The sequence below is a fragment of the Candidatus Dorea massiliensis AP6 genome (assembly GCF_964245105.1).
GTDB classification, from domain to species: domain Bacteria; phylum Bacillota; class Clostridia; order Lachnospirales; family Lachnospiraceae; genus Laedolimicola; species Laedolimicola intestinihominis.
In genome coordinates this window covers 39,008-50,937 of sequence record NZ_CAXTKW010000011.1, presented here as the reverse complement: position 1 = coordinate 50,937, position 11,930 = coordinate 39,008, and the positions used below count along the sequence as shown (strand labels likewise).

Here is an 11,930-nt window from a genome sequence, read left to right as displayed (position 1 = left end):
TAAAACAGATTATGAAGTGAAAAAAACAAAAAACACTTCACTGCGAAGCTGAAAAACAAAAAAGTTTGTGCAAATTATATAAAAATAAATACAGGGGATGTGAGAAAAAATCAGGAAAGGGGAACGAAAAATAGAAAAAAGGAGGCAAACTTTACTCCATTTGAAGCGCAGAGTAGAATGAAATCACGAAAAAAGAATGAGAGGCGTGGGGAAAGAAATGCATGAAATAAGCGAAGTTTTAGAGGAATTGTGTAAAACAGTAAAAAGGGTTTCGTATGAAGAGGAGACAGCGATTGCCTCTGCAATTCAGAAAGCAAAAAGGGTATTTGTAGCCGGTTCGGGAAGAAGCGGGCTGATTGCAAGCTGTTTTGCCATGCGGCTGATGCAAAGCGGAATCACAGCATACAGAGTAGGAGAATGTACGACGCCGGCGATTGAAGCAGACGATCTTCTTCTTATTACCAGTGGCTCGGGTGAAACAGGAGCTTTGGTTAAAAATGCGGAAACAGCAAAGAAGGTTGGTGCAAAGATTGCGCTTATTACCATTTATCCGGAGTCTGCAATAGGTAAAATGGCAGATGTAATTCTGCAGATAGCGGCGTCCAGCAAATTTGATGAGGGGAAAAAATCACATTCTATCCAGCCTATGGGAAGCCTGTTTGAGCAAAGTCTGATGATTTGTTCGGATTACATTATGATGATATTAATGGAACAGCTCGGGCTTACAGGAGAAAGCATGTTTCAGAGACATGCCAATCTGGAATAAACGAAAAAAGAAATAAATGTAAAAATGAAGTAAAAAGAAACATAAAATAATTCATATTGAAGTGTGAAAAGTGAAGAATTCTATGTTTTTCACAATAATTCACATAAAATGTTGTGAAAAACAGGATACAACTGAGCAAAATATAAGAAAAAAAGACCGTCTGTTTACTTCAATCCTTTAGATTGATAGTATTGAATTGAAGTTATGAAGCGAAAAAAGGAGCAAAAAAGATGGCAGAGGTAAGTATTTCAGCGCTTGCAGCGGATTTTTTTCATATAGAACGGGATTTAAATAAAATCGAAGAAAGCGGGGCGGACTGGGTCCATGTAGATATGATGGACGGCCATTTCGTGCCGCTGTTTGGCTTTAATCAGCCACAGGTCAGACAACTGACGGACTGGAACAGGGCCTGCGGAGACGTTCATCTGATGGCGGAGCTGACACAGCCAATGCTGGAAGAGTGTCTGAAGCTTCCGCTTCAAAAGCTGACACTGCATGTGGAAGCGGCACAGCCGGAGCAGCTGGCGGAGTATCTGCAGCAGATAGAAGTGAAGGGGATTGAGCCGGGGCTGGCGATTGCTCCTGATACGGAGGCGGATAAGTTGCTTCCGTTTTTAACCTATATAAAGGAGATTCTGGTAATGAGTTGCGCCCCGGGCACGGAGGGAGCAGTCTTCCGGGAGACTACCTTTGAAAAAATCCGGGATATCCGCCGGATGTTGAATGAAAAAAAACCGGAATGCGGGATTGCGGTGGATGGCGGCCTAAATGAGGAACGTGCGGTACACTGTATTGAGAGCGGTGCGAACCGGGTAATTATAGGAAGAGCATTTTTTGCGTCGGAAGACAGGAAAGGAATGGTAGAGCGTGTTAGGAAAACATCTGTTGGGAATCTATGAGAAGGCGTTGGACGCGGAGGATGATTGGTATCAGCGCATGGCAAAGGTGAAGGAGCTGGGCTTTGATTTTATGGAAATCAGCATCGACGAGACGGACGAACGCCTGTCCCGTATCTATGCCGGTGACGAAGAAATCTATCGGATTCAGGATGCAGCCCATAAGGCAGGGGTGTTTATCCAGTCCCTGTGCCTGAGCGTGCATCGTCGTTTTCCGTTTGGAAGCGCGGATCCGGCTACCCGCGTAAAGGCTGCGGAGATTATGGAGAAAGCGTTGGTTTTTGCGGATAAGCTGGGCGTCCGCGTGATTCAGCTGGCAGGATATGACGTATACTATGAGCCGTCCACGGACGAGAGCAAAAAACGTTATGAGGAGGCTATGTTCTGGGCAGCTTCCCAGGCAGCCCGCTATCAGATTATGCTGGGAACGGAGATTATGGATATTGAATTGATGAACTGTATTCGGAAGCATCTGGTGTATGAAAACAAGATACAATCTCCCTGGTATAAGGTATATCCGGATGTGGGCAATATTTCAGCCTGGGGTATCGATCCGCTGGACGATCTGGAGGCCGGAATTCACAGCATTGTGGGCGTACATTTAAAGGATACCCTGTGCAAGACAGCGGACAAACCCGGCGTCTTTAAGGACATTCCCTTTGGCGAGGGCTGCGTAGACTTTGTGGGCTGCTTAAAGAAGCTGGAGGATCTGGGGTACACAGGTCCTTATATGATTGAAATGTGGCACAAAAAGGGACAGGATGACCGGGCTAACGTGCGGGCAGCCAAGGCCTTTATTGAGGAGCGGTATCGCAGAGCCATGGAAGTATAAAGAAAGGAAACAGGGATATGAAATATTTTCTTGGATTGGATAACGGCGGAACGACCACGAAAGCAGCTATTTATGACAGAGAGGGGAAAGAAATCTGCGTAGCTTCTGTGGAAACAAAAATGATCGTACCGGCACCCGGCTTTGTGGAGCGGGATATGGATGAAATGTGGGAAGCAAACTGCACCGTAACCCGAAACGCGCTGGAAAAGAGCGGTATCGATCCTGCAGATATCGCAGGCGTAGGAATCTGTGGCCATGGTAAGGGCCTGTATCTGTGGGGGAAGGACAACCGCCCTTTACGCAACGGTATTATCTCTACCGATAACCGGGCGTGGAAGTATACGGAAAACTGGAGAAAGGACGGTACAGAAAGCGAGGTCGCGAAGCTGTCCTGCCAGAAAATCATGTCTTGCCAGCCGGTAGCCATTCTGGCATGGCTCCGGGATCATGAACCCGAATGCATGGATAAGATTCAGTGGATCTTCGAGGCAAAGGATTATGTACGCTTCCGGCTGACCGGAGAGGCGGGAGCCGAGTACGGCGATTCCTCCGGCGCGAATTTTTTGAATCTGCACACCCGTGATTACGATATGGAGCTTCTGAAGCTTTTTGGTCTGGAACAGTACCGGGATGCTCTGCCGCCCCTGTGTGAGGCTGCCAAAATCTGCGGCCAGGTAACAGAGGAGGCGGCGGAAAAATGCGGTCTTCTTGCAGGAACCCCTGTCATTGGCGGCCTCTTCGATATTCAGGCCTGCATGCTGGCGGCAAATGTCCTGACCGAGGAAGAACTGTGCATGATCGCCGGAACCTGGAGCGTGGAGTTGTATCTGTCCAAAACTCCGGTTGTTGAGAAAAAATTTCTGGAATATATTAGAAATACATTTTTCCTGCTCCCAGAGTATTATTTAGTCGAGGTGGGAACAGCGGCATCCGCAGGCAATAACGAGTGGTTTGTGCGGGAGCTTCTGCCGGAGCTGAAGGCTCAGGCAAAAGCAGAGGGCCGCAGCATCTATGAAATTATGAATGGCTGGGTGGAAGAAATTCCGGCAAAAGAGCTTTGTCCAATCTTCCTGCCTTACCTGTTTGAAAGTAATGTGCATCCCCATGCAAAGAGCTGCTTCGTGGGCATGACCAGTTTTCACACCAGAAAGCACCTGGTGCGCAGCGTGTACGAGGGAATTGCGTTTACCCACCGGCTGGATCTGGAGCACCTGCTGGTATCCAGGGCGGACAGGCCCAAGGTCATTCGGCTGACCGGAGGAGTGGCAAAATCAAAAGTATGGACGCAGATTTTTGCAGACGTAATGAATCTGCCTATCGAGATCGTGGACGTTAATGAGACCGGCGCTCTGGGATGCGCTATCGCTGTAGCGACAGCCACAGGCGAATACAGGGACATGAAGGAAGCGGCTTCGAAGATGAGCCGTATTACCACAAGGGTAGAGCCGATTCCGGAAAATGTGGCCATTTACAACAAAAAATATGACTTGTATAGAAAAACAGCCGATGCATTGAATTCTGTCTGGGATGCATACCAGGATTTGGAGGACAACGGGCTGTAAGACAGAGCTGACAGAAGGAGAATTCGCGTGAACGAGCTGATGGTAAAACTGAGATTTCTGATTCCGACCCTGCCGAGGGCGGAAAAAGCAGTGGCGCAGGCGCTGCTGGAAAAACCGGAGCTGATTTGTCTGATGACACTGGCGGAGCTTGCCAGAGAAACGGACAGTTCAGATGCTTCGATTATCCGTTTTTGCAGGAAAATGGGCTATTCCGGTTTTTCGGAAATGAAACAGGCCTTTGCCAATGCATTGAATGACAGCAGCATTATGACAGTAGAGGAAATACATAAAGAGGATTCTGTTCTGGACAATTTGCAGAAGGTATATAAAAGCAATATGCAGACTTTGACAGATACTATCCTTCTGGCAGACAAGGAAGCTTATGAAGAGGCTGTACAGGTTCTCCTGAAGGCAAAATCAATTCATTTCTTTGGGACAGGCGATTCTGCAGCGGTATGCCAGTTGTTTTATTTTAAATTCGGCAGATTGGGAATCCCGGGCTCCGCACAGCAGGATCCGGTTATGCAGCTGATGGAGGCCAGTAATCTGGGCCCCGGAGACGTGGCGGTTATCATTTCTTACGAAGGAAAATCGCGTACCGTCCTGAATGCGGCCAAGGTAGCGGATGAACGGGGAGCGACCATTATTTGTATTACAAAAATGAGTAAATCTCCGCTTTTACGGCTTTCGGATATCAGTCTGTTTATTGCCACCAGCGATGTGACAGTGGGAAAGGATATTGTAGCCCGGCGTGTTGCGGAGCAGATGGTTATCGACGCACTGTATCTGAGTGTGCTTGTACGCTCGGATAAGGGCTATGAAAAGCGGTTAAACAGCGCATCTAAATCCTTTGAACTGAACAAGATACGAGGGAAAGGATTTAAATGATAAATTAAATTTTATTATAAGGAGGAGTTATAGAAATGAGTTTGGAGGCATTAAAAAAAGAGGTCTACGAGGCTAATATGGAGCTGGTAGAGAAGCAGCTGGTTATCTCCACATGGGGAAATGTATCCGGGTATGACGAGGAAAGCGGACTGATGGTAATTAAACCCAGCGGCGTTCCGTATAAGGAGCTCAGACCGGATCAGATGGTGCCGGTCGATCTGAATGGAAATGTGGTAGACAGCGACTATGTTCCGTCTACAGACACAGATACCCACATCGAGCTGTATAAGGCATTCAAGGATCAGGGAATCCGCGGTATTGTACACACCCACTCCCAGTTTGCCACCATGTGGGCGCAGATGGGAAAGAATATTCCCTGCTATGGAACCACACACTGCGACTATTTCTTCGGAGATATCCCCTGCACCCGTCTGATGACCACAGAGGAGATTGAAGAGGCTTATGAGAAAAATACCGGAAAAGTAATTCTGGAGGAGTTCGAAAAGAGAAACTGCGTGGAAATGCAGGCAGTTCTGGTACACAGCCATGCGCCGTTTACCTGGGGCAAGACTCCGCACGCTGCAGTGCTGCACGCGCAGGTTCTGGAGTATGTGGCAAAAATGGCAATTTTTGACGAGATTGCGACAGGCGGAAAGTGCGAGCTGATCAAGGATAACATTAAGATGAAGCATTATAACCGTAAATTTGGTCCGAACGCGTACTATGGACAGCACAAGAAATAAGGAGAAGGACTATGAATATCAGAGAATCCGTGGTACATACACTGCGCTGTGAATCCGAAATTATAGCGGAACTGGAAAAAACGGTATCCGAGGAGCAGATCGAAAAAGTCATGAACGCGTTTCTGAACTGTAAGGGTAAGGTGATCCTGACAGGCTGCGGAACATCGGGCACTGCTGCGCAGAAAATTGAACATACCTTAAGCTGCGTGGACTGTCCGGCGCTGTTTCTGTCCCCGGCCAACGCCCTTCACGGCGGCATGGGCGTGGTACAGAAGGATGATATCCTGGTACTGCTTTCCAAAGGCGGCCACACAGAAGAACTCAATAAGATGATTGCTCCCTGTAAAGAACGCGGCGCGCTTCTGATTGCAGTGACGGAGAATGAAGAATCCTATATTGCAAAGGAGAGCGATCTGGTTCTGAAAATTAAGGTCGAAAAGGAACCGGATGAGTACAACGTACTGGCCACAGGCAGTATTTTGGCTACTTTGGCAGTGTTTGACGCCATTGCTATCGCGATTTCCCGTATGAAGGGCTTCAGCCAGAAGGGTTTCTTAAAGATTCATCCCGGCGGAGACGTGGGAAAACGTCTCAGCGAAATGAAATAAAACTGCGAAGTAAATACTTCAAAATGAAGCAGAGAAAATGAAAAAACTGTGAAAAATTACTGAAAAAAAGTAAAAACGCATAAAAAAGAGCCGATTAAAAGGACAAAATAGTAAAAAAAGCACTAGAATATTTACTCCAATGCTTCAAACGGCTAGAATGAATTGTAGCAAAAGGAATTCCAAATGCGCGATCGTAATTAAAAAAGGATTAACAAAAGTGGAGGTAAAATTTATGAAATTGAGAAAAGCGGCAGCATTACTTCTTTCCCTGACCATTACATGCTCCCTGGCAGCATGTGGCGGCGCATCCATGGAAGGCGGAAGCACCACAACAGACAGCAGTTCAACCGAGACAACAACAGATGCAGCAGAGAGCAAGGACACAGCAGCTTCCACAGAGGCTACAGAGGCTACAGAGTGGAAATGGCCGTCTAAGGACGAGCTTTATGTAGGATATTCCCAGGCAGACCTGGCAAGCACCTGGCGTACCGTAGAGAGCGAGGATATGCAGAGAGCAGCAGACGAGCGTGGCTACAAGATCACCATCGTAAACGCAGAGGGCGACAGCGAGCAGCAGCTTTCCGATGTAGAGTCTCTTCTGGCACAGGGATGTAACGTAATTGTAATCACCGCAGTTGACGGAGACGCTATCCAGCCTGCACTTGATAAGTGTAAGGAAAAAGGAGTTCCGGTTATCATGAAGGCGAGAGGCTCCAACGGCACACCGGGTGTTGATTACGTAACCTTCTATTCATCTGATTTCGTAGCTGAGGGCCGGTATGCAGGCGAGTGGGCATATAAGGCTTGCACCGATAAGGGACTGGATACCATTAAGGTAGCAGAGATTCAGGGTATCCTGGGTGGTACCGACGTGCGTGACCGTTCCGATGGATTCCATGCAGTAGCAGAGGAGAAGGGCAATTTTGACTTCGTAGTACAGCAGACAGCAAACTTCTCCCGTACAGAGGCACAGGAGGTAGCAGCGAACGTTCTTCAGTCCACAGGCGGCGACATTGACGTATTCTACTGCCACAACGACGAGATGGCACTTGGTGTATCTCTGGCTTGCCAGTCCGCAGGACTTAAGATTAACGAAGATGTATACATCATTGGTGTAGACGGAATGTATGAGACCTTCGACGCAATCAAGGCCGGAACTATTTCCGCAACCATCACCTGCACACCGAAGTTCGCAGACGAAGTATTCGACGGAATTGAAGCTGGTATGGCAGGCGAGAAGCTGGATACCTTCTATGCTATCGAGGATGTACCGGTAGATGCAACAAATGTAGATGAAAACTACGATTTAGGATTCTAAGAGCTGGTAATCGGCACACCTCTGACGAGGAAAATTTGATGAAAAAGAGACTGCTGTGCTGCAGCAGTCTCTTATCATAAAGAGGAGCGGACGTATGAGCGAAAATATATTGGAAGTACATGGATTGACAAAAGAATTTGCAGGAGTAAGAGCGCTTGACAATATTGAATTTTCCGTAGAGAAAGGTGAAATTCATGCCCTGATGGGAGAAAATGGAGCCGGAAAATCAACGCTCATTAAAATATTAACAGGTCTTTATAAAGCAGATGCCGGCCAGATTATTTTTGACCATGAGGAGAGAAAATTTACGACGGTACAGAGCGCGCAGAAAGCGGGAGTCAGCACCATTTACCAGGAGCTGAACATGATTCCTTATCTGACAGTCAGCGAAAACATTTTCCTGGGACATTATCCTTATAATCAATCAGGAATTGACTGGAAGAAGATGCACGAGGATGCGCAGGCGCTGATTGATGAAGTGGGAATTGATATTGATGTAAGGAAGACACTGAATAATTACAGTACCGCAAAGCAACAGATTATTTCAATTATCCGCGCGGTAAACTTCAACTGTAAGCTTCTGATTATGGATGAGCCCACATCTTCCCTGGATACTAACGAGGTAGAAATCCTCTTTGGAATCATGGACAAGATGAAAGCAAAAGGGGTATCCATGATTTTTATTTCCCACAGGCTGGATGAGGTCTATAAGAAATGTGACAGAATCACCGTACTGAAGGACGGCCATTATATGGGCACCTGGAAGACGGAGGAGCTGTCAGAATATGAGTTATTGAAAACTATGCTCGGAAAGAAAGAGGTTAAGCTGGAAAGAACCCTTCCGATCCGTGACTTCAGTGATAAAGAGGACGTCCTGGAGGTTAAAAACCTGATCCGGGTGCCCTATGTAAACGATGTAAGCTTTCATATTAAAAAGGGAGAGATTCTGGGCCTGGCAGGTCTTCTGGGCGCAGGACGTACGGAGACAGCCCGCATTATCTTCGGCTGTGACCATCCGGATTCCGGAGAAATCTATGTGGAAGGCAAGCAGGTAAAGATTAAATCCCCGGAGGACGCTATCAAAGCGGGCCTGGCCTTCTGTACAGAGAATCGCCGTGAGGAGGGTATTTTCCCGGATGTAACCGTACAGAACAATTTGACCATTTGTTCCCTGGATAATCTGACAAAGGGTGGTTTCATCAATTCCAAAAAGAGAAAACAGCTTTCAGACGATTACATTCAGAAGCTTCTGATCAAAACACCCAGTGGGGAGCAGCTGATCAAGAATCTGTCCGGTGGAAATCAGCAGAAGGTTATCCTGTCCCGGTGGATGGCAATTCATCCGAAGCTGATTATTCTGGATGAGCCGACCCGAGGCATTGACGTAGGAGCGAAGGCAGAGATTGAGAAGCTGATTCATGATTTCTCAGCCAACGGTATCAGCGTGTTGTTTATCTCCTCTGAGATGGCAGAGCTTGTCCGCAACTGCGACCGGATTCTGGTACTCCGTGATGGCAAGGCTATGGGTGAATTGTCCGGAGGAGACATTTCGGAAAAGAGTATTATGGAAACCATTGCTACAGGAAAGGAGAAATAAGAGATGACAAAAGAGAAGGGCATCAAGTTCGATTTGGTATTCTTTAAAAAGAATATCGCTCTGATTTTATTCCTGGTGCTGCTGGTTTTTAATATCGTGGCTACGAATAATTTCCTGAGCTGGATTACGTTCAACAACTTTTTTAAACAGGTATCGAGAGTATGTCTCGTGTCTCTGGGTATGTCGCTGGTTATCGCTACCGGTGGTATCGATATTTCCGTAGGCTCTGCCATGGCGCTGGGTTCCGTGCTGGCGGCGTTGGGAATTGTACGCCAGTCTCCGGCCTTGATTATTTTTTCGATTTTACTGGTTGTCGCTTTTGGCTGTCTGGCGGGCGTGGCGGTTTCGAAGCTTGCGATTCTGCCCATGGTGGCTACCCTGGCTCTGCGCTATATCATGCGCGGTATGGCAAAGGGAATCAGCGGCGCGGCGAATGTTACCTATACGGCCCCGAACCTGACAAAGCTTTTTACGCAGCCGATATTTGGACATATTCCGGTTCATTTCTTTATCGTAATCATTGCAGTGGCAGTTGTATACATCCTGGTTAATAAAATGAAGCTGGGAGCCAGAATCGAGGCTTACGGCAACAATCCGGTGGCTGCGAGAAACTGTGGTATTAATACAGTGAAAATCGTTATTTTCTGCTACGCCATCACAGGCGCACTGGCCTGGGCGGCAGGTATGCTGGAGGCGGTAGTCGTATCCAGCGCCCATCCGTCTACCATCGGAACGGATATGGAGATCGACGCTATTGCGGCAACGCTGATTGGCGGAACTCCCATTGACGGAGGCTATCCGAACATCATCGGAACCGTATGTGGTACGTTTGTGCTTCAGCTGATTACTATGATGTGCAATATGAACAACGTATCTTATCCGGTAACTCTGATGTTGAAGGCCTGCATTGTTCTGGCGGCTCTGTATTTCCACGGAATAGGAAAGCGCTCAAAATAAGGAGGGAGACAAACATGAACAAGGCAAAATCATTTTTCAGCAATAACATCGCGTTGGTGGGTCTTCTGATTGTACTTCTGGTGGGTGTCTGTGTACAGAGAACCTTCGTCTCACCGGAAAACCTGACAAACCTGCTCCGTTCTGCCAGCCTGATGGGCTTTATCGGAATCGGAATGACCTTTGTGGTACTCTGTGGTTCCATCGACTTGAGTGTGGCTTCGGTATTTGCCCTCTCCGGCTATCTGATGCTGAACCTGTCCCAGTACAATATTGTTCTGGCCTTCGTGGTTCCGCTTCTGGCAGGCGCAGTGGTAGGTCTAGTGAACGGACTTCTGGTTGAGAAGCTTTCGATTCCGGCCTTTATCGCCACCCTGGCGACACAGATGTTTGTCCGCGGACTGGTGCAGATGTTCTGCGATCAGACGACCTACAAGGTAGCAAGTATTCCATTCCCGGTATTGGCTCTTGGCCGGCTGACCTTTAGTAATATAGTTCCGTTGCCGTTGATTCTTTTTATCATCGCTACCCTGATTGCGGCTTATGTATTAAACCGTCGGTTTATCGGACGCTCTATGTACATCGTAGGCGGTAATCTGGAAGCGGCCAATATGATGGGCGTCAGTGTACCGAAGACTATGATTACTGCCCATGTTATCTGCAGCGTGCTGACCTGTATCGGCGGTATGATTTATACCTCCCGTGTAGGCGTAGCCTCTCCGCTGGCCGGAACCGGCTATGAGATGTACGCTATCGCGGCAGTTGTACTGGGCGGCGCGAAGCTGACCGGAGGCGTGGGTAAGGTGTCCGGAACCTTTATCGGAACCCTGATTATGTCCTCCTTCTCCAATATCTTCAGTATGCAGAATGTACTGAGCGCAGTGTGGTCTGACGTAGTAGTCGGTTCTGTACTCCTCATCGTTATTATGGCGCAGGCAGTGGTAAGTATTTACAGTAAAGGGAAGAAGAAGGTATAGCCTATGGGACGTCTGGAAGGAAAGGCTGCCCTGATTACAGGAAGCAGCAGCGGTATCGGGTATGAGACGGCAAAGCTGTTCGCAGCAGAAGGCGCTTTGGTTATGGTTATGGGACGAAATGCAGAGCGCTGTGAAGCGGTGGTAAAGGAGATCCGTGAAAAGGGAGGAAAGGCAGAGTATACACTTTGTGACCTCTATGCGGAGGATGCGCCGGAGGTGCTTCTGAAACGGATGAAGGAAGTTTTCGGCGGGATCGATATTCTGGTTAATAACGCAGCCTGGTGGAAGGGACAACCATTCCTGGAGACGAACCGGGCGGATTTCCGCAAGGGCTTCAGCGATTATATCGAGTCCGTATATTTTTTAAGCCAGGCTGTGTCACAAGATATGATTGATGAAAAAAAGAAGGGCAAGATCATACATATTGCATCTACGGCAGCTTATTACGGAGAACGAGGCATGAGCGTGTACTGCGCGGCTAAGGCGGCAGTTGTAAATCTGACCCGTGCTATGGCTCTGGAGCTGGGACCCCATGAAATCTATGTCAATGCGGTAGCGCCGGGTACGACCGTGACCAATAACGAGAAACGACCGGCCCATGTGTTGGAGAGCTTCCGCCTGATGGGCGCGCTTCCTGAATTAAACACAGCAGAAAAAATCGCTCCGGCGGTATTATTTCTGGCAAGCGGGGAGAGTGACGGCATTACCGGTGAAACTCTGGCGGTAGACGGCGGCTGCGTGCAGATCCGTATGCCGGAGAAGCTGTATGAGTCACCGATTCTGTTATAA

12 protein-coding genes are annotated in these 11,930 nt (G+C 47.9%); all 12 read left to right on the top strand.

Annotated features, from left to right (window positions below; translation table 11 throughout):
• Window positions 1–205 precede the first annotated feature (205 nt).
• The 12 genes from hxlB to ACESZP_RS12110 all read left to right on the top strand — a co-directional run bounded on the left by hxlB (window position 206) and on the right by ACESZP_RS12110 (window position 11,930).
• Window positions 206–766, top strand: coding sequence for a 6-phospho-3-hexuloisomerase (hxlB, locus tag ACESZP_RS12165; protein ID WP_499709125.1), 561 nt, complete (start codon window positions 206–208; stop codon window positions 764–766).
• A 230-nt stretch (window positions 767–996) separates the two neighbouring features.
• The gene (locus ACESZP_RS12160; protein WP_499709124.1) at window positions 997–1,665 is read left to right on the top strand and encodes a ribulose-phosphate 3-epimerase; all 669 of its coding nucleotides are present in this window, start codon (window positions 997–999) and stop codon (window positions 1,663–1,665) included.
• Window positions 1,634–2,494 (top strand): L-ribulose-5-phosphate 3-epimerase, encoded by an 861-nt coding sequence (locus ACESZP_RS12155; protein ID WP_499709123.1) that lies wholly within the window; start codon window positions 1,634–1,636, stop codon window positions 2,492–2,494. Before ACESZP_RS12160 ends, ACESZP_RS12155 begins: the two co-directional genes overlap by 32 nt.
• 17 nt (window positions 2,495–2,511) lie before the next feature.
• Window positions 2,512–4,056 carry an FGGY-family carbohydrate kinase gene (locus ACESZP_RS12150; RefSeq protein WP_499709122.1) on the top strand — a complete coding sequence of 515 codons (1,545 nt, stop codon included), beginning with the start codon at window positions 2,512–2,514 and terminating at the stop codon, window positions 4,054–4,056.
• Between the two features lie 27 nt (window positions 4,057–4,083).
• The gene (locus ACESZP_RS12145) at window positions 4,084–4,944 is read left to right on the top strand and encodes an SIS domain-containing protein (RefSeq protein WP_178039347.1); all 861 of its coding nucleotides are present in this window, start codon (window positions 4,084–4,086) and stop codon (window positions 4,942–4,944) included.
• A gap of 35 nt (window positions 4,945–4,979) precedes the next feature.
• Entirely contained in the window at window positions 4,980–5,687 is a 708-nt protein-coding gene (gene araD / locus ACESZP_RS12140) for an L-ribulose-5-phosphate 4-epimerase AraD (protein WP_349164727.1), read from the top strand.
• 11 nt (window positions 5,688–5,698) lie between these two features.
• Window positions 5,699–6,295: an SIS domain-containing protein gene (locus ACESZP_RS12135; protein WP_499709121.1), complete on the top strand. Its 597-nt coding sequence runs from the start codon at window positions 5,699–5,701 to the stop codon at window positions 6,293–6,295.
• 232 nt (window positions 6,296–6,527) lie between these two features.
• Window positions 6,528–7,613 carry an ABC transporter substrate-binding protein gene (locus ACESZP_RS12130; RefSeq protein WP_499709120.1) on the top strand — a complete coding sequence of 362 codons (1,086 nt, stop codon included), beginning with the start codon at window positions 6,528–6,530 and terminating at the stop codon, window positions 7,611–7,613.
• A gap of 94 nt (window positions 7,614–7,707) precedes the next feature.
• On the top strand, window positions 7,708–9,210 hold the full coding sequence (locus ACESZP_RS12125) for a sugar ABC transporter ATP-binding protein (RefSeq protein WP_499709119.1): 1,503 nt from the start codon (window positions 7,708–7,710) through the stop codon (window positions 9,208–9,210).
• A gap of 3 nt (window positions 9,211–9,213) precedes the next feature.
• Window positions 9,214–10,167 carry an ABC transporter permease gene (locus ACESZP_RS12120; protein WP_499709118.1) on the top strand — a complete coding sequence of 318 codons (954 nt, stop codon included), beginning with the start codon at window positions 9,214–9,216 and terminating at the stop codon, window positions 10,165–10,167.
• Between the two features lie 14 nt (window positions 10,168–10,181).
• On the top strand, window positions 10,182–11,141 hold the full coding sequence (locus ACESZP_RS12115) for an ABC transporter permease subunit (RefSeq protein ID WP_178039343.1): 960 nt from the start codon (window positions 10,182–10,184) through the stop codon (window positions 11,139–11,141).
• A gap of 3 nt (window positions 11,142–11,144) precedes the next feature.
• The gene (locus tag ACESZP_RS12110; RefSeq protein ID WP_178039342.1) at window positions 11,145–11,930 is read left to right on the top strand and encodes an SDR family oxidoreductase; all 786 of its coding nucleotides are present in this window, start codon (window positions 11,145–11,147) and stop codon (window positions 11,928–11,930) included.